The sequence below is a fragment of the Bifidobacterium merycicum DSM 6492 genome (assembly GCF_900129045.1).
GTDB classification, from domain to species: domain Bacteria; phylum Actinomycetota; class Actinomycetes; order Actinomycetales; family Bifidobacteriaceae; genus Bifidobacterium; species Bifidobacterium merycicum.
Map to the genome: position 1 here is coordinate 303,328 of NZ_FQTX01000003.1, position 22,305 is coordinate 325,632.

General features: G+C 61.2%; 17 protein-coding genes. 6 read left to right on the top strand and 11 right to left on the bottom strand.

The features are described 5' to 3' along the window. Positions 1-109: 109 nt before the first annotated feature. From BUB29_RS06540 to BUB29_RS06555, 4 genes are all read right to left on the bottom strand, one after another. Entirely contained in the window at positions 110-1,939 is a 1,830-nt protein-coding gene (locus tag BUB29_RS06540; RefSeq protein ID WP_033522568.1) for an ABC transporter ATP-binding protein, read from the bottom strand. Between the two features lie 13 nt (positions 1,940-1,952). Next, positions 1,953-3,740, bottom strand: a complete 1,788-nt coding sequence (locus BUB29_RS06545; RefSeq protein ID WP_033522566.1) for an ABC transporter ATP-binding protein — start codon at positions 3,738-3,740, stop codon at positions 1,953-1,955. Between the two features lie 392 nt (positions 3,741-4,132). Next, complete coding sequence (locus BUB29_RS06550) at positions 4,133-4,639, bottom strand: MarR family winged helix-turn-helix transcriptional regulator (RefSeq protein WP_033522563.1); 507 nt, start codon at positions 4,637-4,639, stop codon at positions 4,133-4,135. Positions 4,640-4,724: 85 nt separating this feature from the next. Further along, the gene (locus BUB29_RS06555) at positions 4,725-5,735 is read right to left on the bottom strand and encodes an aldo/keto reductase (protein ID WP_407640917.1); all 1,011 of its coding nucleotides are present in this window, start codon (positions 5,733-5,735) and stop codon (positions 4,725-4,727) included. 352 nt (positions 5,736-6,087) lie between these two features. Between BUB29_RS06555 and thiS the strand changes: the two genes are divergently transcribed. From thiS to BUB29_RS06570, 3 genes are all read left to right on the top strand, one after another. After that, positions 6,088-6,282, top strand: a complete 195-nt coding sequence (gene thiS / locus BUB29_RS06560; RefSeq protein ID WP_003825038.1) for a sulfur carrier protein ThiS — start codon at positions 6,088-6,090, stop codon at positions 6,280-6,282. A 100-nt stretch (positions 6,283-6,382) separates the two neighbouring features. Continuing rightward, on the top strand, positions 6,383-7,096 hold the full coding sequence (gene thiF / locus BUB29_RS06565) for a sulfur carrier protein ThiS adenylyltransferase ThiF (RefSeq protein ID WP_033522560.1): 714 nt from the start codon (positions 6,383-6,385) through the stop codon (positions 7,094-7,096). A 31-nt stretch (positions 7,097-7,127) separates the two neighbouring features. Continuing rightward, positions 7,128-8,042, top strand: coding sequence for a thiazole synthase (locus BUB29_RS06570; RefSeq protein ID WP_073117606.1), 915 nt, complete (start codon positions 7,128-7,130; stop codon positions 8,040-8,042). Positions 8,043-8,201: 159 nt separating this feature from the next. On the opposite strand, the gene BUB29_RS06575 is transcribed toward BUB29_RS06570, so the two are convergent. After that, the gene (locus tag BUB29_RS06575; protein ID WP_033522558.1) at positions 8,202-9,716 is read right to left on the bottom strand and encodes an amino acid permease; all 1,515 of its coding nucleotides are present in this window, start codon (positions 9,714-9,716) and stop codon (positions 8,202-8,204) included. Positions 9,717-9,901: 185 nt separating this feature from the next. Between BUB29_RS06575 and BUB29_RS06580 the strand changes: the two genes are divergently transcribed. The 3 genes from BUB29_RS06580 to rlmH all read left to right on the top strand — a co-directional run bounded on the left by BUB29_RS06580 (position 9,902) and on the right by rlmH (position 12,456). Further along, complete coding sequence (locus tag BUB29_RS06580; protein ID WP_407640918.1) at positions 9,902-10,957, top strand: FAD:protein FMN transferase; 1,056 nt, start codon at positions 9,902-9,904, stop codon at positions 10,955-10,957. A gap of 83 nt (positions 10,958-11,040) precedes the next feature. Beyond that, positions 11,041-11,682: a uracil phosphoribosyltransferase gene (gene upp, locus BUB29_RS06585; protein ID WP_003825044.1), complete on the top strand. Its 642-nt coding sequence runs from the start codon at positions 11,041-11,043 to the stop codon at positions 11,680-11,682. A gap of 294 nt (positions 11,683-11,976) precedes the next feature. Continuing rightward, positions 11,977-12,456, top strand: coding sequence for a 23S rRNA (pseudouridine(1915)-N(3))-methyltransferase RlmH (rlmH, locus tag BUB29_RS06590; RefSeq protein ID WP_033522554.1), 480 nt, complete (start codon positions 11,977-11,979; stop codon positions 12,454-12,456). 198 nt (positions 12,457-12,654) lie between these two features. On the opposite strand, the gene BUB29_RS06595 is transcribed toward rlmH, so the two are convergent. The 6 genes from BUB29_RS06595 to BUB29_RS06620 all read right to left on the bottom strand — a co-directional run bounded on the left by BUB29_RS06595 (position 12,655) and on the right by BUB29_RS06620 (position 22,177). Next, a complete protein-coding gene (locus tag BUB29_RS06595; protein WP_033522552.1) occupies positions 12,655-13,728 on the bottom strand; it encodes a glycerophosphodiester phosphodiesterase family protein in 1,074 nt (357 codons plus the stop codon). A gap of 53 nt (positions 13,729-13,781) precedes the next feature. Next, positions 13,782-14,927, bottom strand: coding sequence for a glutamate--tRNA ligase family protein (locus tag BUB29_RS06600; RefSeq protein ID WP_073117607.1), 1,146 nt, complete (start codon positions 14,925-14,927; stop codon positions 13,782-13,784). A gap of 516 nt (positions 14,928-15,443) precedes the next feature. Next, entirely contained in the window at positions 15,444-18,173 is a 2,730-nt protein-coding gene (gene clpB / locus BUB29_RS06605; RefSeq protein ID WP_033522548.1) for an ATP-dependent chaperone ClpB, read from the bottom strand. Positions 18,174-19,042: 869 nt separating this feature from the next. After that, positions 19,043-19,867, bottom strand: coding sequence for a fumarylacetoacetate hydrolase family protein (locus tag BUB29_RS06610; protein WP_033522782.1), 825 nt, complete (start codon positions 19,865-19,867; stop codon positions 19,043-19,045). A 727-nt stretch (positions 19,868-20,594) separates the two neighbouring features. Beyond that, the gene (locus BUB29_RS06615) at positions 20,595-20,933 is read right to left on the bottom strand and encodes an acylphosphatase (protein ID WP_081888456.1); all 339 of its coding nucleotides are present in this window, start codon (positions 20,931-20,933) and stop codon (positions 20,595-20,597) included. Positions 20,934-21,301: 368 nt separating this feature from the next. Further along, a complete protein-coding gene (locus BUB29_RS06620; RefSeq protein WP_033522546.1) occupies positions 21,302-22,177 on the bottom strand; it encodes a YggS family pyridoxal phosphate-dependent enzyme in 876 nt (291 codons plus the stop codon). Positions 22,178-22,305: the final 128 nt, after the last annotated feature.

Here is a 22,305-nt window from a genome sequence, read left to right on the forward strand (position 1 = left end):
GCGGTCAACGCAGCGCCACGCCACGCCAGCCAGCGAACCCACCAACCAGCGCCCACCAAGCATCACCCGGCGCAGCGCCGCCAAGCGCCACGCCGGGGGCCGCCAAGCACTACTGCGCCAGCGTGAACTGCGAGTTGTAGATCCCCGCGTAGAAGCCGGACTTGGCGAGCAGTTCCTCGTGGGTACCACGCTCGACGATATCGCCGCCATCCATCACGAGAATCATGTCGGCGTCACGGATCGTGGACAGACGGTGCGCGATCACGAACGACGTGCGACCCACGGTCAGCGCGTCCATCGCCTTCTGGATCAGCTCCTCAGTTCGCGTATCGACCGACGACGTCGCCTCGTCGAGAATCAGGATCGGTGCATCCTCGACCATGGCACGCGCGATGGTGAGCAGCTGCTTCTGCCCCTGCGACAGCGACGCCTTGTCGTCGAGCACGGTGCCGTATCCGTTCGGCAGCGACATGATGTAATGGTGCAGACCCACCGCCTTGCACGCCGCCACGATCTGCTCATCGGTCACGCCGGGCTTCGAATACGCGATGTTTTCACGCACTGTTCCACGGAATACCCAGGTGTCCTGCAACACCATCGAGAACTGGTCGTGCACGTTCCAGCGCGGCACGGACTTCGTGTCGACACCGTCGATGGAAATCGAACCACCGGAGATCTCGTAGAAGCGCATAAGCAGGTTTACCATCGTGGTCTTGCCCGCGCCGGTCGGTCCGACGATGGCGATCTTCTGACCGGATTTCACGGATGCGGAGAAGTCCTTGATGACCGTCTTGCCGGGCTCGTACCCGAACTGCACGTGGCTGAACTCCACGTCGCCGCGCACCGGCTTACCGTTCGCACCGAGCAGCGCCTGCTTGTCGGATTCGTCGGCCATTTCCGGCTCCTCCAGGAACTTAAACACACGCTCGGAGGCGGCGGCGCAACGCTGCAGGTTCTGGAACGCCTGCGCGAACTGGGAGAGCGGCTGCGTGAACAGGCGGATGTACATCATGAACGCCACGATCACGCCGAATTCGATCTTGCCGTCCATCGCGAGCACCGCACCGACCACGCACACGACCACGTAGCCGAAGTTGCCGATGAAGTTCATCAACGGCATCATCAGGCCGGACAGGAACTGGCTCTTCCAACCGGAATCGTACAGATCCTTGTTGTACTTCTCGAAGCGTGCGATGGAATCCTCTTCGCCGCAGTACGCCTTGACCACGTTATGGCCGGCGTACATCTCTTCGACGTGGCCGTTCACATCGCCCAGCGCGATCTGCTGGCGGGAGAAGTATTTCTGCGACACCTTCATGATCACGCCCATGATGATCAGGCCGAGCAGCGCGGAGCCGATGGCGCACAGCGTCATGATCACGTTGTTGTAGAACATCATGATGAGCGCGCCGAAGAACAGCGTGATCGAGGTGATGAGCGAGCCGAGCGACTGGCCGAGCGTCTGTCCGATCGCGTCCACATCGTTGGTGATGCGGCTGAGCACGTCGCCGTAGCTGACTTTGTCGAAATACTTGAGCGGCAGTTTGTTGATCTTCACGCTGATCGCTTCACGCAACTGCTGCGCGGTGCGTTGCGTCACGTTCGCCATCAGCCAGCTTTGCACGTAGCAGAGCACGGCGTAGCCGACGTATAGCGCGACCAGCAGCCAGACGATGCGGTTCACCGCGTCGAAATCGATTGCACGCAGCACCGGCTTGCCTTGCACCATGGCGGGCAGGCCTTTGGTGATTTCGTTGGTCATGTCCTTGAGTTTGTCCGGACCGACGATCTGGCACACCGTACCCGCCGCGCCCAGAATCAGCGAAACAACGATCACTGGAATATATCGGCGGCAGAAGCGTACCAGCTTCTTCATCGCACCGCCGAAATTCTGCGGTTTTTCAACGGGGCCACGCCCACGTCCCATTCCTCTTGGCATATCGGTCCTCCTTTCAGTGCTTCAATTCGTCTTCGCTGAGCTGCGATTGCGCGATCTGGCGGTATACGTCGCAGTTGTCGAGCAGTTCCTCATGCGTGCCTTGACCGACCACCTTGCCTTGGTCGAGTACGACGATGCGGTCGGCGTTCATGATGGTACCGATGCGCTGGGCGACGATGAGTTTGGTGGAGTCCTTCGCTTCCTTGGCGAGCGCGTCGCGTACCGCACGGTCGGTTTTGAAGTCGAGTGCGGAGAAGGAGTCGTCGAAGATCAGGATCTCCGGGTGGCGGTAGACGGCGCGGGCGATCGACAGGCGCTGCTTCTGCCCGCCGGATACGTTGGAGCCGCCTTGTGCGATGGAGGATTCGTAGGTGTTGTCTTTCTTTTCTACGAATTCGGTGGCCTGGGCCACTTCGCATGCCTTGCGCACGTTGGCCATATCGGCATCCGTGCCGGCTTCCTCGCTGCCCGACTTGCTTCCCGACTTGTCGCCGTAGCTCACGTTGGAGGCGATGGTGCCTTTGAACAGGAACGACTGCTGCGGTACGTAGCCGATCTTGTCGCGCAGGGCTTTGAGCGTGTAGTCGCGCACGTCCACGCCGTCGACCAGCACCTGGCCTTGTGTGGCGTCGTAGAAGCGCGGCACCAGGTTGATGAGTGAGGATTTGCCGGAACCGGTGGAGCCGATGAATGCCACGGTCTGGCCTTTCTTGGCGGTGAAGCTGATGCCTTCGAGCATGGCCTTGCGCGAATCCGGGTAGGTGAAGCTTACGTTGCGGAATTCGATTTCGCCCTGCTTGCCGGGTTCGCCTTCGGTGTGTGTGCCGTCGGTGATGAGCGGTTTGGTGTCGATTACTTCCAGCACGCGCTGTGCGGACACGTCGGCGCGCGGCCAGAGCACGAATACCATGCTCATGAGCAGGAAGCTCATGATGACCTGCACGGAGTAGCTGGAGAACACGACCATGTTGGCGAAGGTGGTGAGCTTGTCGGTCAGGTCGGCCGCGTCGATGAGGTAGGCGCCGATCCAGTAGACGGCCAGCATGAGTCCGTTCATGATGGTGTTCATCAGCGGCATCATGATGGCCATGGCACGGTTGGTGAACAGCTGGGTGTCGGTGAGTTCCTTGTTGGCCTTGGTGAATTTGGCTTCCTGGTAGTCTTCGGCGTTGTAGGCGCGTACCACGCGCAGACCGGTCAGGTTTTCGCGTGCCACCAGGTTGATGTTGTCGGTCAGGCGCTGCATGGCTTTGAACTTCGGCATGACGAAGAACATGATCACGCAGATGGCGGCCATCAATACCACGACGGCGATGCCGGTGGCGACCGTCCATTCGAAGCCTTTGCCGGCGATCTTGCAGATGGCCCATACGGCCATGATCGGCGATTTGACGATCATCATGAGGCCCATGGTGATGAACATCTGGATCTGCGTGATGTCGTTGGTGGATCTGGTGATGAGCGATGCGGTGGAGAATCGGCTCATTTCCGCAGGTCCGAAGCTTTCGACCTTGTTGAATTCGAGCGAGCGCAGGCGCTGGCTGAACGAGGCGCCGACGCGGGCCGCCACGTAGCCGGTGACGACCGCGCAGGCGACAGAACCGAGCGAGACGAGCAGCATTTTGCCGCCCGCCACCCAGATGTCATGCATTTCACTGCCGGGGGTTTCCACGAGCGTGGTGATGTCGGACATGTAGTCCGGTAGGGTCAGGTCGAGCCAGATCTGGCCGACGATGCTGACCAATGCTATGAGCATTTGGCCTATCTCCGCTTTGGAGAGGTATCGCATGATGCGAAGCATATGTTTGGTTCCTTCTCTAGAGCTGTTCTTACGACTTCGATTACTTACACCGTAAGTAACTTACACTGTAAGATACTACATCCATAGCCGACTATGTTCTGACAGCGATTTGCGGCATGCGCAACGTTTGCCCCCGCTTCTTTCCCTTCCCTCAAACTACCAACGCTCAGCACCCCCTCACCGTCAACAAACTGAGAAACACCCAAACTACCGACGGCGAGCACCCCCTCACCGTCAACAAACTGAGAAACACCCAAACTACCGACGGTGAGGAACGGCTCAGCGTCAACAGTTTGAGGAGGATGGTGGGCACGTATGGCGCAGGAATCGGAACCGGACTCGCCCACCCGCTATATGCCCGCTATTGCTCACGGAAACCGGAACCAGAACCGCTATTGTTCACGGGAGCCGGAACCGGGCTCGTTCGCCTTGTCGAACGCCTGCTTCACCTGCTCCGGAGTGGGTCGAGACTTGCCGGGCATGCACAACGTCATATATGTGGTGAATTCGTCGGTAAGGTCGATGAATTCGCGCGTCCGGCGCTCCCCCATCTGCGAGAAGATCCAGCAGATCGCCTCACGCATGTCCTCACGCTGCTTGTGCGCACGTTCCTCACCGATTTTGGTGAGCTTCACGTGCACGCTACGGCGGTCTTCAGGGTCTGGTTCGCGCACGATCTGGCCTTTTTTCTCCAATCCGGCCAGCAATGTGGAGACGCGCCCCGTCGTGGCCCGCATGGCCTGTGCGATCTGCGATGGCGTCATCGCGCCCTTGATATACAGCTCCTGCACCACGAACGGCTCACCTTTGACGCCACGGGACATCTCCCGCTGCATCTGGGAACGCTTGCCCCAGGTGGTCTGCACCAACCGATCGAACGCTTCCTGCTCGAACCCCAATGGGCTTCCTCCTTTACGCCATAGACAACCGTCATAATATCTTACGGTGTAAACCAATTTGTGAAGGAATCGGACTATTGCATCATCAGCGCAACCGGGAACCACCGAACACGGCACGATTCAGCCTGGCAAGCTCGTCGCACGTAAGCTCCAGCCCGGTGGCGGCGAAGGAATCGTTGATCTCGTGCGGATTGCGGGCGCTGGGAATGGTGTACAGACGCTCGTATTGCGCCAACTCCCACGCCAGCACCACACGCTGATAGGAGCAGCCATGCTCGCCTGCGACCGCGCGGAACGGATCGTACGCACGCTGGTCGAACGCGTCAAGGAACCCGCCGAGCGGACTCCAGCAGACGAACGCCAGACCCAGTTCCCTGCAATGACCCACTGTATGTTCGGGGTCGGGGTGCGACGGCGAGAACTGGTTCTGCACGGCGATCAGCTTGTCGCCGAGCATGGTGCGTGCGATGTCGATCTGCTCGTTGTTCACGCGGGAGATGCCGGCGTATCGGATCACGCCCTCGTCCAACAGCTGCTTCAACGCGCCGACCTGATCCGCATACGGCACCGCCGGGTCCGGGCCATGCGAGTAGAGCAGATCAAGCGCATCCACACCAAGATGCAACGCCGACTCCTTCGCATCACGGATCATGGTCTCCGGGCGCGAATCGGCCATCCAGCCATACCTGCTGCCGGCAGCCTGCAAATGCTGACGCTCCTGAGCACCCTGCGCGTCCGATTCGGCCGCATCGGACACCTGCGCAACGGGAACAGGCTCTTCCATCGTGCGACGGTACCCGGTTTTCGTGGCGACCAGCACTTCATCGCGCGGACCGTCCCACGTGCGCAACGCGTCGCGCACCAGCCGCTCGCCGTACCCCAAGTCCTCCGGGGTTCCAGTGCCAGGCCGGCTCGGCAGATAATACGACCACGCGGTGTCGAGATACCGCACGCCCGCATCGAGACCGGCGTGAATCGTCTCGATCGCCGTCTCCCGATCCGGGCGCCCCTCAATCGCCAACGCCATCGTGCCCATGCCGAGCTTGGGAATCGCAAACCCCGCCAATTCGCCCATGTTCCGCGCAATCACCATCATCGTCCCTTTCCATCGTCGGCACATCCGCCACCCATTCTTGCACACGCGCGGCACCCGGCTTGTCGGGCGGGCGCGGGAAGATGAGGGCACAACCGAACGGGAGCCGAAAGGCTGAGAGGGAGCGACGAGCTTCGACCGAGGACTTGATGCGGGTAATGCCGCCGTAAGGAGACGGGTTGTTCGCGCCGCCAGGGCGCATCTCAATCTTCCGTTCGCGATAACCGAATATCGCGTGATCAGGGTCACGGAGGGGCGCACCACCTCATAGGGTACGGCTTCTCTTCGCGACCCTTTTTTCGTACCGGATGCCATGCAAACCCATGGCTCCCAACACATAAGAAGGGACAGTCCAATGATCATCAACGGCAAGGAAGAGCAGATCGCCACGCCCATCACCGTGGCCGAGCTGATCGAAAGCAAGGGCCTGCGCGCCGACCGCGTGGCCGTGGAACTCAACGGCGAGATCGTGCCACGCGCCCAGCGTGCGCAGACGCAGCTCAAAGGCACCGACACCCTGGAGATCGTCACGTTCGTGCAGGGCGGCTGAGCGGCGCGCATCACGCAACCACACGTGCCACACGCATCACACGCACCACGCACATCACGACGAACGAACCATAGACAACGAACGGAAGACCGCACCAATCATGACCTTTGAACCATCGGCAACCCCGGAGCAGATCAGCGCCCGCCAGCAGGCGTTCGACAACCAGCCCGACCCCGCCATGCTCGTCAGCCGCGAGGAGATCCGCGCCGCCCTGCTCGACCGCCACACCGCCGCCACACAAGATAAACTCGATTCCGCACATGTGGCCATCTGCGGTTGCGGCGGCCTCGGCTCCACCATCGCGGTGGCTCTGACCCGCATCGGCGTCGGCCACCTGCACCTCATCGACTTCGACCGCGTGGACATGACCAACCTGAACCGTCAGCAGTATTTCCTCAAGGATCTCGGCCAGTACAAGACCGAGGCGCTGCGTTCCAACCTGCGCCAGATCAACCCGTTCATCGACATCACCATCGACACCGTGAAAGTGACCGACGAGAACGTGCCGACGCTGTTCGAGAACGAAAGCATCATCTGCGAGGCGTTCGATGTGCCGGAAAACAAGACGATGCTCGTCAACGCGGTGCTGGAGAACCTGCCGGATAAGAAGCTCGTAAGCGCTTCGGGCATGGCCGGATTCCGCAGCTCCAACCTGGTGAGCACGCGCCGCGTGTCGAAGAACTTCTACTTCTGCGGCGACGGCGAAACCGCCCCCGTGCCGGGTGCCGGCCTGATGGCCCCGCGCGTGGGCGTGGTCGCCTGCCATGAGGCGAATATGGTCACCCGCCTGATCCTCGGCGAAGAGGACGCATAACACACGCAGGACCCCAACGAAAGGACACACTATGAGCACCGAACACACCATCACCACCGCGGAGAAGGACGTCGCCGCCGCGCCGAACGCCACGCTTGACGAGCTGGTCGGCACCACTACGAACACGGCCATCCTGCCCGAGCCGGACGCGCACGCCTACGACGAGATCGCCACCGGCAGCGCCGATCCCCTCATCCTCGGCGGGCATAAGTTCACCAGCCGTTTCATCCTCGGTTCCGGCCGCTACGACCTGAACCTCATCAAGGCGACCATCGAGAACGCCGGCACGCAGATCGTCACCATGGCGCTGCGCCGCTGCCGCACCACCGAAAACAATCTGCTCGACTACATTCCCAAGGGCATCACCATGCTGCCGAACACGTCGGGTGCGCGTAACGCGGAAGAAGCGGTGCGCATCGCACGTCTGGCCCGCGAGGTGTGCCAAACGGACTTCGTGAAGGTGGAGATCGAGCATGAAGCGAAGTATCTGCTGCCCGACAACGAGGAGACCATCAAGGCCACGAAGCAGCTGGCCAAGGAGGGGTTCGTGGTCATGCCGTACATGTTCCCCGACCCGATCGCCGCAAAGCGCCTGGAGGATGCGGGCGCGGCGTGCGTGATGCCGCTCGGCGCGATGATCGGCTCGAACAAAGGCCTGCGTGCACGCGATTTTATCGAAGTGATCATCAAGAACTCCAATGTTCCGGTGATCATCGATGCGGGTATCGGCCGTCCGAGCCAGGCCGCGGAAGCCATGGAAATGGGCGCGGACGCGGTGATGGCGTACACGGCCATCGCTTCCGCCGGCAATATTCCGCTGATGGCACGCGCGTTCAAGAACGCGATCGAGGCAGGCCGCGCGGCGTACCTGTCCGGCCTGGGCAAGGTGACGGAGGATCATGCCGTGCCGTCCAGCCCGACGAACGAGGCCGACTATATCGGCTGAGTCGCGCATGCGGGGTGCGCAAGCCGAGTCACACGTAGCCGGCCGAGATAACTGTGCGTTTAGCGACAACAACCCGAGGTAAAAATGACAACAACTGTGACTGAAGCGACAGAATCCGTTGCTCCAGTCACAGTTGTTGTCATTTCGTCACAGTTACCGTCATTTGGTCTTGTGCAACGCCTCTTTCAGGTCACGATTCTCAAAACGCTCGTGCAGCAGGCAGTACCCGCCAAACACCACCAGCCAGACCACGCCGGCGATCGCAGAACCGCGCGTATCGGCCGAGAGGAACAGCGTGACGTACACGAGCACGAAGAATACGATCGCAATCCAATCCGTCACCTTCCATGCCGGCATCAGGAAGCCGTCCGCAATGAAGTCGGCGCTCTTGCAGTAGCCGCGATGCGCGAACATCGTGAGCACGTAGATGAAGATCACCACGGCGCTGGCGGCGGACGAGAACAGCACGAACGCGCTGGAAACGCTCGGAATCATATTGATGATCGGCGACAGCAGAATCATGCAGCCGGACACCACGATCGCCTTGGCCGGCACCTTGCGGTCGGAGACCTCGGCAAGACCGCGCATGGCCGGCGCATCGGAATCCTGCGCCAACTGGTACAGGTGTCGGCCTGCCGAATACAGCAGCGAGTTGAGCGACGAGGCGGCGGCGGTAATCACCACGAAGAACACCAGCGCGGCGGCCCAGTCAAGACCCGCGTATTTGAACACCATGATGAACGGGGACGGGTAGGAGCCGTCGGAATTCGGCTTGAAGTTACGCCACGGCACGATCGCCATGATGGCGACCAGCGCACCCACATAGAAGATCAGAATACGCATGATGATCTCGTTGATGGCCTTGGGCAGCACCTTGCGCGGATTCTGCGTTTCGGAGACGGTCACGCCCACGAATTCGATAAGCAGGTAGGCGAAGAACACCATCTGGAAACTCATGAAGAAGTTCATCCAACCGTTCGGCGCGATGGCGAATCCGTCGATCAGGTTCTTCAATGAGACCGAGGCGCCGGGAATGGCACCGTCCACGCCGTCGATGCTGGTGGCCGGGTAGTGGAAGCCGACGATCAGCATGACCACTGCGGTGGCGATAAGGCCCACGATCAACGTGATCTTGATCATGGAGAACCAGAATTCCGCCTCGCCGAACACTTTTACGGCGATGAGGTTGATGGCGGTCAACACCACCAGGAAGCATAGTTCGATCAGCCATTTCCAACCATGGAGCTCTATGCCGAACATGCGGAAGAACGTGACGAAATACGTACTGACCGCGGTGATTTCCGTCATGCCGGTCAGGATGAGCACGATCCAGTACGTCCAACCGGCGAACTTGCCCCACGCGCGGCCGAGATAGCGCCCGATGAAGTTGATGAAGGTATGCTGGATGGGGTCGCGGTACATCATTTCGCCGATGGCGCGCATGAGCAGGAACATGATGAGCCCGACGCCGATGTATACGAAGATGATGCTGGGGCCGGTCAGGGCGATGGATTTGCCGGAACCGAGAAACAGACCGGTGCCGATAGTGCCGCCGATGGCGATGAACTGTACATGGCGGTTCGTCAGGCCACGAGACATTTCATTGCCCTCGTCGAGGTGTTCAAGGGATTTCAAATCGGCCGATGAGCCGTTATCGCTGTTCTGAGCTGTCATAATGGGGCTTAGTTTACTCGGCGGCTGGAAACGTTCACGTTACCGTTTACCCGTAGGCAAATCGCGGGTGCTGGATGCTCGGGTTGATTGGAGGTGGGATGGAACGCAGCAGAACGACCGACATGTGCACTCTGGCATTCCCTCAGGCATTAGGCACCGGCATCGTGGTGCAAGTCCAACTTCGAATGACCGATTCGGCAGAATCGGACAACCAGCATGCCAATCTCACCTCCCAGATGACCGATTCGGCAGAATCGGACAACCACACCCCCAAAACAACATCCCAGATGACCGATTCGGCAGAATCGGACATGCGGGAGGCTGTCGCAGCATTGCTGCGCACGTATGAGCACACGCTGTCGCGCTTTCGTGAGGATTCGCTGGTTGCGGCCATGCGCCGGGCCACCCATGGTGGTTCCTTTGATTTTCCGGATTGGGCGGGCGGTCTGTTCGACTTGTACGATGCGCTGCATGAGGCGAGCGATGGCGCGATCGACCCGTGCGTGGGCGAGGATCTGACTCGTTTGGGGTATGGGCCGGCCTACACGTTTGCCGCGCAGCCCAACGCCCGGGCGTATACGGGAACGGTTCACGGGCGGGCCACGTGGCATGGCAGTGTGGAACGGCATGGGTGCACGCTGATCACCCGAGGGCCGGTTTCGTTGGATTTCGGCGCATGCGGCAAAGGGTATGCGGTGGATCTGATCGCCGCATTGCTGCGTGATGGCGGCTGCAATACCGAGCGCAATACCGAGCGCAACGCCGATCACCATGCCGGCCCGAATGCCAATCGTGCCGCCGATCGAGCATTGGTGATCGATGCGGGTGGCGATCTGCTGGTGCATCTAGCCCAGTCTCCCGATCAGCCGGTTCCGCTGCGCGTCGCGTTGGAACACCCGTCCGACTCTACGCAGGCGGTGGGCGTGGCTGAGATTATGGACGGCGCGCTGTGCGCGAGCGCTCCGAGCCGCCGGCATTGGGGCGAGCAGTCCGGTATGCGTCTGCATCATCTGCTCAATGCGATCGACGGTATGCCGGCTGATAGTGTTGCCGCCGCATGGGCGTATGTGCCGCAACAGGCCGCTTTCCCTTGTGCTACGGCTGATGGGCTTGCCACTGCGCTGTTCGTTACGCCGCCGGATCGTTTGCGCGCACGATTCCGTTTCGAGTGTGCGTTTATCGACGCGGATGGCATGCTGCATGCCTCGCGGGATTTTCCCGCCACTTTGTTTCTCTCGTAATCCGCACGTCGTCTCACGCGCAATGCGATGCGAGGAATCACGCCGTTCGCACAATCACTGGAACGGCGGTAGTCTTGGTAACTATGGAATTGCATGTTTTGAATCACCCGCTCGTCGAGCACAAACTGACTGTGCTGCGCGACAAGAACACCGCCTCCTCCACCTTCCGCGAACTCGTCACCGAGCTCGTCATGCTTGAGGCTTACGAAGCCACTCGTGACATCGATGTGGTGGATAAGCCCATCGAAACCCCGGTCGCTCCCATGATCGGCAAGCACATCGCCTCCCCCGCCCCGATCATCGTGCCTGTGCTGCGCGCGGGCCTGGGCATGCTTGACGGCATGACCAAGATGATCCCTTCCGCCGAGGTCGGCTTCCTTGGTATGAAGCGCGATGAGGAGCACCCCACCCAGCAGATCACGTATGCGAACCGCCTGCCTGAGGATCTGACCGGCCGCCAGTGCTTCCTGATCGACCCGATGCTTGCCACCGGTGGCACGCTGGTCGCCGCAACGCACTATCTGACCGAGCGTGGCGCCAAGGATGTGACCGCCGTGTGCATTCTGGGCGCTCCGGAAGGCCTGAAGTTCGTTGAGGAGAACCTCGATCCGTCCGTCAAGTTCAAGCTGGTGCTGTGCGCGGTCGACGAGAAGCTGAACGACAAGTGCTATATCGTTCCTGGTTTGGGCGATGCCGGCGACCGTCTGTACGGTGTGATCGACTGATCGACTGACCAACTGATCGACTGACCAACTGACCGACTGACCGACTAACTGCCGGCTGTGCGACCATCGCACAACGACTGCCGCAAAGGGCCGTGCACCCGTAATACGTGCATGGCCCTTTATGCTGCGCGCACACGGTTTCGATTGTTCCACAACTTGTTTCACGGATTGTTCCGTAAGCGATTCCGCCGATCCCGTAACCGATTCCACGGGCCGTTCCGCAAGCCTGACCGCAAACCTGACCACAGCAGACCCCATACCCGAATCCATACCGACCGCAATCGAAGGTGACCCATGCAAATCGACATCATCTGCGTAGGCAAGGTGAAGGAACAGTACCTTCGCGACGCCATCGCCGAATATTCCAAACGACTTGGCCGCTACTGCAAGCTCAACATTCTTGAAGTGGCCGACGAGAAAACACCCGAACATGCCTCTGAAGGCGTGGAACGGCATATCAAAGCCAAAGAGGGCGAGCGCATCGCCAAGCACATCAAGCCCGGCGCCTACGTGATCGCGCTGGCGATCGACGGCCAGCAGGTCACGTCCGAAGGGTTCGCGCGTAAGATCGACCAGCTGGGCATTCAGGGCGTGAGTCATATCCAGTTCGTGATCGGCGGATCGATCGGCATGGACGACGCGATCCTGCGCCAGGCGAACTATAAGCTCAGCTTCTCCAAGATGACGTTCCCGCACCAGCTGATGCGCGTGATCCTGCTGGAGCAGGTGTATCGCGCGTATAAGATCAACGCGCACGAGCCGTACCACAAGTAAGGCGTCTGCCGTATCGCGTCACAGTGCGGATAACCGTGACTAAATGACAACAACTGTGACCAGGGTGACACATTCTGTCACTCCAGTCACAGTTGTTGTCACGATTACCTCGTGTTGTTGTCACCCAGTCACAGTTATTTTTCTGTCGCGGCTGTCATCGCAACCAGTACTGCGACCGGTATCGCAACCGCAACCGCATCACTCGCCCTGCGGCACGAACGCTTCGAAGATAAAGCGGTCGAACCGTTCGCCGCACGCTTCGAGTTCCTCCTGGCTGCGCACGGTCCAGGCAACCGGCATCGCACCCATCGCACGGGTCAACCGCACCTGCGGCAGTGCGCCGCCATGCCAGTCATAGGCCACGAAATCCGGGCGGGACAGCCAGTCGAACGCCAACGATCCGGCGGCATACCTGCGCACCTGATCCACCGGCGAACCGTTCCGCGCACCGCCCGAAGCCGGCCAGAATGCCAGCTGACCACGGCACACGTCCGGGTGGTTCTCCTTATACCAGTTCACGGCACCCGGGTGGAACGATTCGACCACGAACGGCCCGTCATACGCTTCGAGCAGCGCGTGGCCCTTCTCCATCAGTTCCACATCACGGTCATCCCATGTGGCGTTGTTTTCGAACTTGTATTCCACAATCAGCGGCACGCGCCCGGCGACCAGTTTCAGTACGTCCGAGAACAGAGGCACATGCTGGTAGTAGCCTTCCGGCGCTTGTGACGGCGTGACCACCAGCGGAGGGTTCTCCTCGCCGCCCGGCAGCAGCGCAGCCCTGGCGTCACCCGGTTCGGCGGTGGGGTACAGCGGGATGCGCGTCAGTTCGCTGTAGCTCAGATCCTTGATGTTGCGCGGATCGCCGGCCACACGCCCCAGGTCTGCGTCGTGAACCACCACGACTTCGCCGTCACGGCTGAGCTGAATATCGAGTTCGATGCCATACCCGGCTTCGCAGGCGGCGGCGAATGCAGCCATCGAGTTTTCCGGCGCGATCGGCCCCGGCTTGGTTTCGCTGCCATACCCGGCTTTGACCGCCATACGGCGTGCCAATGCCACGTATTCGCCGCTCTGCTCGGCATAGTTGGCGGTCAGGCCGGAACCGGCGTCGTGCAGACCGCGATGCGCATACCACACGTCCGGCACGGTGGGCACATAATGCTTCTGCTTGTTTTTGAATCCTCGCGGCGCCACGGCCCATACTGCGGCACCAGCGGCACCGGCGAGCGCGGCACCGCCAATCAGCACGTTCCTGAAGACTTTCGACATTGAATGCTCCTTTCTACGAGCCTGAGCCGTTTGGTGAGTTCGGCTATGTGATTTCAGACTACCGCGTGTGCGAGCCAGTCGGGGCATTGCGGCGAGGCTGTGTCGAGTATGCGATCGGCGTGGTTGCGTTGGAGCGGTTCCCAGCTGAAATCGTTGAGCAGGCTGGCCGGCGTGCGGGGTTCCGGGGTGGCGGCGAGCCCGAGCAGGTAGGCGCAGTAGCCGGTGACTTGTTCGGCGGTGACGCCACGTTTGCGTAGGGCGCCCATGTCGAGGGAGCGTTCGCGTTTGGCCAGGCGGCGGCCTGCCGCGTTCTCTATGAGCGGAATATGTGCGTATTCGGGGTGGGCCGGAGTGGCTGCAGTGGCTGAAGTGACTGATACGGCCGATACGGCAGCAAGTCCATTGGCCGCGAATCCGTTGGCCAGCAGCGTGATGCGAATCCATGATTGCAGCGCGGTGGAACGCAACAGATCGCGCCCGCGCACAATGGAGTCGACGCCCATGGCAAGATCGTCCACGGTGACGACGAACTGGTAGGAGAACAGGCCGTCCGACCGGCGGATGATGGAATCGCCGATGCTGTGCGCCAGATCATAGGTCTGCACGCCGAATACGCGGTCGATAAAGGTGACGGTGTTGGCGGGGGTGCCTGGGCTGGGCATGGCGAGACGCCATGAGTGGCGTTGGTGTTGGTCGACGCGGCGTGCGGATACCTGCGGTTCGTTTACTGCGAGCGTGTGGCAGGTGCCCGGGTAGATCTGGAATCCGTCGCCTTCCTGCGGGGCGGATGCGGCGCGGATGTCGGCGCGAGAGCAGAAGCACGGGTACTGCCAGCCGGTTCCCGTCGTACCGGAAGGGGGTATAAGGGGGGTGTTGAAGGGGGTATGCGATGCGGTTCCGGAATCGGGCGAAGCGCCGGCAGCGGGCGACCCGCACGGTATCAGTTTCATCGCCTGCTCATACAGGTCAAGACGCTGTGACTGGTACACCGGTTCGCCATCCCAATCCATGCCGAGCCATGTCAGATCGTCCATGATCCAACGGTCGGCATCCGGCAGTACGCGAGGCGTATCGATGTCTTCGATGCGCAGCACCATGCGCTGCCCGCGCGACCGTGCGTCCAGCCACGCGGCCAGCATGGCGACCATATTGCCAATATGCATACGCCCCGAGGGCGTGGGAGCGAAACGACCTGTCATGGTTTCCGAGCCTACACTCCAATCTGCATCATGACGGCAGCCGGTCGGCAGATACAGCCGGCAAGTACAGCCGGCAAGTACAGCCGGCAATCCGACGCTACGCCGCAAACGCACCATCATGCGCAATCCCACTGCACGCATCACATACCCCCCTAATACCCCCTTCCCTAATACCCCCTTCGTTGCATATCGGACGGCGTACGTGGCAGTAACCGCCCGCAACCACGTTGCGCTCCATTCGCGCTCAACACAGTCCCCCCGTTTTACCCCTTCCCGGAACACCACCAAGTAATCTGTTGTTCGCAATCCGGCACGCAAGCACCCGCGTAATGGCCAAGGAGGAGAGATGCGAAGCATGGCGATCGTCGACGACTCGCCGACACAACGCGGCTGCGGCGAGCGGGCAATACCTGTGACTGGGGTGACAACAACACGAGGTGATGGTGACATCAACTGTGACTGGAGTGGCAGAATACGTCACCCCAGTCACAGTTGTTGTCACTGAGTCACAGTTCGTCAGCGCACGTCGGCACCGTCAGCTTCAGCCGCATCAGGCTCGTCATCCACGAGCTTGTCGGACGCCCACGCGGTGAGCTCAAGATGCTCGCCGCCGGTCTGATCCACCAGCACGGTGTCGCCGTCGTGGACCTTGCCTGCCAGCAGCATACGCGCCAGCTGATCGCCCACCTCGGTCTGCACCAGGCGGCGCAGCGGACGGGCACCGTACGCCGGATCGTAACCCATGTTCGCCAGCCATTCGCGGGCCGAATCGGTCACGTCGAGCGTGATGCGGCGGTCGATCAGACGGTCGGACACGCTGGCCACCTGAATGTTCACGATGCCGCCCAGCTCCTCGCGGGTCAGCGGGTGGAACATCACGGTGTCGTCCAGACGGTTCAGGAACTCCGGCTTGAAGCTCCTGTGCACGGTGTCCATCACGGCCTTGCGCTTGGCCTCGTCGTCCATATCCTCGTTGACGAGGAACTGCGAACCGAGGTTCGAGGTCATGATCAGGATCGTGTTCTTGAAGTCCACGGTCCTGCCTTGGCCGTCGGTCAGGCGGCCATCGTCCAGCACCTGCAGCAGCACGTCGAAGATCTCCGGATTCGCCTTCTCGACCTCGTCGAACAGCACCACCGAGTACGGGCGACGGCGCACGGCTTCGGTCAGCTGACCGCCCTGCTCGTAGCCGACGTAGCCCGGCGCGGCACCGATCAGGCGGGACACGGAGGCTTTCTCCATGTATTCGCTCATGTCGATGCGCACCATGGCCTTCTCGTCGTCGAACAGAAAGTCCGCGAGCGCCTTGGCGAGCTCGGTTTTGCCGACGCCGGTCGGGCCGAGGAACAGGAAGGATCCGGTCGGACGGTTCGGGTCGGAGATGCCGGCACGCGAGCGGCGGACGGCGTCGGCGACGGCCGTGATGGCTTCCTTTTGGCCGATGACGCGCTTGCCGAGGTACTCCTCCATGTGCAGGAGTTTCTCGTTTTCGCCTTGCATCAGGCGGCCGACGGGGATGCCGGTCCAGTCGGAGACGATTTCGGCGACGGAGTCGGCGTCCACGCGGTCGGGGACCATGGGCACGTCGGCGGCGGTTCCGGCGCCAGTTTCGGTTCCGTTGCCGCCGTTCTTGGCATCGTTTTCAGTCTTTTCGGCACGGGCGATTTCCTTCTGGATGTTCGGGATTTCGCCGTAGTTGATGGCCGAAGACTTCGCCAGGTCGCCTTCGCGCTCGTAGCGTTCGGCTTGCGTGCGCAGTTCGTCGAGCTTCTTACGCAGGTCGCCGATGCGGTTGTGGCCGCTCTTTTCGGCGTCCCAACGCGCCTTGAGGCCGGTCAGTTGCTCGCTCTTGTTGGCGATCTCCTTGTTCAGGTCGGCGAGGCGATCCTTGGCGCTGTCATCCAGGTCGGCTTCGGCTTTCTGCGCGGCCTTATCATCCTTCGGATTGCCCAGCAGGTACGACTTCTCCATCTTCAGGCGCTCCACCTGACGGGTCAGCTCATCGATTTCCTCCGGCGAGGAGTCGAGTTCCATACGCAGGTGCGCGGCGGCCTCGTCGACCAAATCGATGGCCTTGTCCGGCAGCTGACGGCCCGAAATGTACCGGTTCGACAGCGTTGCGGCGGCGACCAGCGCATCATCGCCGATTGTGACCTTGTGGTGCGCCTCGTATTTCGGGGCGATACCACGCAGGATCGCGATGGTGTCTTCCACGCTCGGCTCGCCGACGAACACCTGCTGGAAACGACGTTCGAGCGCCGGATCCTTTTCGATGTTTTCGCGGTATTCGTCCAGCGTGGTCGCGCCGATCAGACGCAGTTCGCCGCGGGCCAGCATGGGCTTGAGCATGTTGCCCGCGTCCATGGAGCCTTCGGCGGCGCCCGCGCCCACGATGGTGTGGATCTCGTCGATGAACGTGATGATCTGGCCGTTGGCGTTCTTGATTTCCTCAAGCACGGACTTCAGACGTTCCTCGAATTCGCCGCGGTATTTCGAGCCGGCGACCATGGAGCCCAGGTCAAGCGAAATGAGCTTCTTGTTCTGCAGCGTGGTGGGCACGTCGCCCGCGACGATGCGCTGGGCGAGGCCTTCGACGACGGCGGTTTTGCCGACGCCGGGCTCGCCTATCAGCACCGGGTTGTTCTTGGTGCGGCGGCTCAGGATCTGCACGACGCGGCGGATTTCCTGATCACGGCCGATGACCGGGTCGAGTTTGCCTTCCTTGGCGGCTGCGGTGAGGTCGGTGGAGTACTTTTCCAGCGCCTTGTAGCTGCCTTCGGCGTCCGGGCTGGTGACTTTCGCGCCGCCGCGGATCTGCGGCACGGCCTTGCGCAGGGCCTGCGGGGTGATGTTGTGCGCCTGCAGGATGTCGGCGGCCTGGTTCGGGGTGGCTGCGGCGATGCCGATGAGCAGATGCTCGGTGGAAATGTATTCGTCGCCCATCTCGCGCATTTCCTTTTCGGCTTGCACCAGGGCTGCGTCGAATTGACGGCTGGTTTGCGGTTGCGCGGTGGTGGAACCGCTGGCGGACGGCAGGTTGACGAGCGCGTTGCGTACTGCGGCGCCGATGCCTTGCAGGTCGCCGCCCGCGGCTTCGATGAGCCCGCGGACCACGCCCTGCTGCTGGGTGAGCAGCGAGTTGAGCAGATGCAGTACGTCGACTTGCGCGTTTCCTGCGGCGGATGCGCTTTGCGCGGCGTCGGCGATGGCTTCGCGCGACATTGTGGTGAGACTGTTCGGGTCCATAACTAACCTCCAAATTCCTGTGGTCCTTGGGTGCGTGTGATCGCTTTGCGCGGCGGCGTTTGGCGCTTGCGCGGGCGGCGCGACGGCTGACGCTGGCGCGGCGGCTGCGTTGCTGCGCTGGCGTCAGCGCCCGGCACTTGCTAGGCAGCTTGCGCTTGTAACGCTGGCAGCTACCGCTTGTCTGCGGCGCTGCCGGCGTTAGCCCGGCAGCTTGCGCTTGGCCGAGACCGTTCGAGCTTGCACTCGCGCGGCTTTGGCTGACGCTTCTGCGATGTTCACGCGCCCTGAGGGACATACGTGTCTTGTTCTGACACATACAACAAGGCTGGTTCTTATTCTATTCCCAAAACTTGAGTGACATGGACTCAACTTTTCGCGTTTCGCAATATTCCATCCTCACTTCCCCAAAATCAGACAAAATCCGCCCCATTTTGTCCGATTCCGACTGAGACTGCCCTCCCATTTCCTCGAAATCGGACAAATTTGGCCCGTTCCTGTCTGATTCCGGTATGAGCCTGCCCTTCCCGTTTCCCTATTTCCTTCCAACGAAACCTGCCCAACCTTCCTCGAAATCGGACAGAAATCCGGCCATTTCTGTCCGAAAATGGGGATGAGCGGCTCAAGCCACGCTCGTCCATCCACGGAATCAGACAATCAAGCCGCCCCGTCGCCACAAACCGCATACAAACGACAACAACCGCGACCGAAGCAACAAAATACGTCACTCCAGCCACGGTTGTCATCACACGGTTCGCGCAATTCGCACGGTTCACGCGATCGCGGCCCCGCCAAGCCAGTCACAGCTCACGCAAACCCGCAAAACCAAACCGCGAAAACCCGGTGAAAACCCGGCGCAACCCCGCGAAAAATCAGCGAGCGCCCAGCACCACGTTGCGCAGGGAGCCGATGCCTTCCACGTGGACGATGGCTTCGTCGCCCGGATCCAAATGCCCGGACGCGTTCGGCGTGCCGGTCAGGATAACATCGCCCGGCAGCAGCGTGGCGAACGACGAAATCGCGGCGATCTGCTCCGGAATGCCGTGGATCAGGTTCGCGGTGGTGCCGGACGCCATCGGCACGTCATGGCCGTTCAGCGTGAACGAAATCTTGGCGTCGCGCCAGTTGAGGTCGTCGCGCGTCACGATCCACGGGCCGAGCGGGCAGGAGGTGTCGAAGCCCTTGGCGCGCGTCCACATGGGGTCGAGGCCTTGCAGGTCGCGCAGCGTCACGTCGTTGACGCAAGTAAAGCCGAGCACGTAATCCATGGCGTTTTCGACGGTGACGTTCTTCGTCACGCGGCTGATGACCACGGCCACTTCCGGCTCGAAGTTCATGTCGTTGGAGCCCGCGGGGTAGATGATCGGGTCGTCAGGGCCGATGACGGAGGTGGACGGCTTGGAGAAGATCACCATGTCTTCTGGCGCGTGCTTGATGTCGGAGTGGCCGGCATCGTGCATGAACTGGGCGTGGGCTTCGTAGTTTTTCGCGAGGCCGTACACTTTGGACGGGATGACCGGGGACAGCAGGCGGATGCCTTCGGCGTCGAGCTTGTAGCGCTTGCCGGTCGGGGTGACTTGGCCGCCCAGCAGCGGGTGGCCGTCGAGTTCGACGAGGTAATCTTCGCCGTCGTTTTCATCCTTCTGTACGAAGGCATAGCGCGGCGTATCATTCAGGGAAAAACGTGCGATTCTCATACGCATCAGTCTAACGCCAGCCGACGGCAGGGAGTCTGGGGCTGAGGCTGGGGCTGGGACTGGGGCTGGGACCGAAACTAAGCCAAACACGCATCCTCACCCCGGAATCAGACAAAAACAGACCAATTCCGTCTGATTATGGAGAGGTAAAGGCAAAATTCATACCGGAATCAGACGGGAACGGGCGGGGTCTGCCCGATTTCGGGGATGGATGAGCGGAGTCTGGGCGGCCTTGGGAAGCTTTGGGCGCTCTTGGGTGGATAACTCGCTTATAGAGGGCAGATTCCGGGGTCCGCGGAACACCAAGTGGCTTATGCATGGCACCTAAATCCGGATATCGCGAGTACAAGCGTTGCAATTCCACGGCTCGTACCCGGCATATCGCGGTTCGGGTGCCATGCATAAGCCACCTAGCGAAATCCCGACCCCCGAATCCGCCATACATAAGCCGAGTAGCCACCTGCACAGGCGGCTTTCTCCCATTTCCAGACAGGAACGGACGGGATTTGTCCGATTTCGAGGAAGGTGGGGGCAGGTTTCGCCGGAAGGAAATAGGGAAACGGGAAGGGCAGGCTCATACCGGAATCAGACAGGAACGGGCCGATTCTGTCCGATTTTGAGGATGCGGGGGCGGACTCATACCGGAATCGGACAAAAATGAGGCAAATCTGTCTGATTCTGGGGATGTGGGGATTCTGGGAATGGGGGTCGGGCTTATATTGGCGGATCAGTAGCCGCGCACGCGGAAGTTGGTTTCGGCTGGCACGGGGTCGATTTCGTCGACTGCGACGTGGCTCACTTCGCTCCATTTCGGGCCAAGTCTCAGCTGCGAGATCAGCACGGCCACGTCACCGCGCGAGCCTTGCGCCTCAAGCTCCACGTCGCCGTTCATCAAATTCCGCACCCAGCCGGTGAGCCCGAGTTTCAACGCGGCAGTCACGGTGAAATAGCGGTACCCGACGCCTTGCACCATGCCGCTCACCACGGCGTGAATTCGCACCTCACCACACACCTCACCACGCGCCACCCGTTCAGCGGGATCACGTCGATCATCACGAAAATCCATACTCGTCTCCATACCTCATCTGCATAGCTGCAACGACTGCACCAGCCCGACAACCGCAGCGACCAAACGATCTCACTAATCCCAGCACCTCAACGGCAGCACCTCAACGGCAGCACCTCAACGGCAGCACCTACATGCCGATAGTATGCCGGTAGAAAAACTCCTATCGGCGGAGAAGAAAGCCGACCGAGCGGAACAACAGAGGGAGCCAAAGCGACAGGCGCGTCAAGGAGCTCAACAACGAAGGAGCGAACAGTCGCTCGGCTCGCCCGCAGCCAACAATCACCGCTTAACCGTCAGCCACACCAGCAAGCCGCGAAGGGCCAACCAGCCAAGCCACGCAACACTCGCCACAGCACCGCAAAGCCTCAGACGAACGCTCTTTCACCGAAAATCCCGGTGCCCACGCGCACGATGGTCGCGCCCTCGGCGATGGCGAGCTCCATATCGCCGGTCATGCCCATGGAGAGCTCCGTGCAATGCTCGGTACCGGATGCGCCGGACGTGAGAATCTGGTCGCGGGTTCTGCGCAGATGCACGAAGCCGGATCGGATGGTGGTTTCGTCATCCACGTGTGCGCCGATGGTCATCAAACCGCGCAATTCCAGGCCGCCCATGTTGCCGATGCGCCGCGCGAGGTCGATGGCGTGGCTGGCTGGGCAGCCGGATTTCGACGCTTCGCCGGATTCGTTGACTTCCAGCAGCACGCCGACGGTGATACCGCGCATGACGGCACGGCGCGCGATTTTTTCGGCGAGTTCGATGGAGTCGACGGATTCGATGGTGTCGACGAATGGCAGGATCTTGCCGATTTTGTTGGATTGCAGCTGGCCGATCAGGTGGAACGGAATCACACCATTCTGTGCGGGATTCCGCACCGAACCAGCAGCGTCAGCCGAACCAGCACCAGCCGCGCCGTCAACCGCAGCCGAACTAGCATCAGCCCCCAGCGCAAACCCCCGTTCCGCCATAAGCCGCACCAGCCCGGGTGCCTTGACCTGCACTTCCTGCGGGCGGTTTTCGCCGATCATGCGCACGCCCGCATCAATTGCGGCCATGATCTCGCCCACATCGCGGGTCTTCGTCGCCGCCAGCAGCCGCACCGACCCCGCTTCGCGCCCGGCCGCCGCTTCCGCAGCCGCGATGCGGTCGAGCACCTTGTGCACGTTGTCTGCGATGTCGCGGGCCCTCGCGGCGCCGATCGTCTCGTTCGTCAGATCCTTATGGTCCATGTATGCCGTCATCACTCACCTACCGTTCGTCCGCATGTTTCACTGTCCGTTCGCTCCACGGTACTACCGTTACCGTTACGGTTTACCCTTCTCGTGTTTCCTACCTCTACGGTATTACGTGCCGTGCCGCCTGCCAAGCG

Excerpts from the sequence above, each read along its gene's own strand:
- BUB29_RS06540 (WP_033522568.1), bottom strand. The coding sequence starts at position 1,939 with ATGCCAAGAGGAATGGGACGTGGGCGTGGCCCCGTTGAAAAACCGCAG.
- BUB29_RS06545 (WP_033522566.1), bottom strand. The coding sequence starts at position 3,740 with ATGCTTCGCATCATGCGATACCTCTCCAAAGCGGAGATAGGCCAAATG.
- BUB29_RS06555 (WP_407640917.1), bottom strand. The coding sequence starts at position 5,735 with ATGATGGTGATTGCGCGGAACATGGGCGAATTGGCGGGGTTTGCGATT.
- thiS (WP_003825038.1), top strand. The coding sequence starts at position 6,088 with ATGATCATCAACGGCAAGGAAGAGCAGATCGCCACGCCCATCACCGTG.
- thiF (WP_033522560.1), top strand. The coding sequence starts at position 6,383 with ATGACCTTTGAACCATCGGCAACCCCGGAGCAGATCAGCGCCCGCCAG.
- BUB29_RS06570 (WP_073117606.1), top strand. The coding sequence starts at position 7,128 with ATGAGCACCGAACACACCATCACCACCGCGGAGAAGGACGTCGCCGCC.
- BUB29_RS06575 (WP_033522558.1), bottom strand. The coding sequence starts at position 9,716 with ATGACAGCTCAGAACAGCGATAACGGCTCATCGGCCGATTTGAAATCC.
- BUB29_RS06580 (WP_407640918.1), top strand. The coding sequence starts at position 9,902 with ATGACCGATTCGGCAGAATCGGACAACCAGCATGCCAATCTCACCTCC.
- upp (WP_003825044.1), top strand. The coding sequence starts at position 11,041 with ATGGAATTGCATGTTTTGAATCACCCGCTCGTCGAGCACAAACTGACT.
- rlmH (WP_033522554.1), top strand. The coding sequence starts at position 11,977 with ATGCAAATCGACATCATCTGCGTAGGCAAGGTGAAGGAACAGTACCTT.
- BUB29_RS06595 (WP_033522552.1), bottom strand. The coding sequence starts at position 13,728 with ATGTCGAAAGTCTTCAGGAACGTGCTGATTGGCGGTGCCGCGCTCGCC.
- BUB29_RS06600 (WP_073117607.1), bottom strand. The coding sequence starts at position 14,927 with ATGACAGGTCGTTTCGCTCCCACGCCCTCGGGGCGTATGCATATTGGC.
- clpB (WP_033522548.1), bottom strand. The coding sequence starts at position 18,173 with ATGGACCCGAACAGTCTCACCACAATGTCGCGCGAAGCCATCGCCGAC.
- BUB29_RS06610 (WP_033522782.1), bottom strand. The coding sequence starts at position 19,867 with ATGAGAATCGCACGTTTTTCCCTGAATGATACGCCGCGCTATGCCTTC.
- BUB29_RS06615 (WP_081888456.1), bottom strand. The coding sequence starts at position 20,933 with ATGGATTTTCGTGATGATCGACGTGATCCCGCTGAACGGGTGGCGCGT.
- BUB29_RS06620 (WP_033522546.1), bottom strand. The coding sequence starts at position 22,177 with ATGACGGCATACATGGACCATAAGGATCTGACGAACGAGACGATCGGC.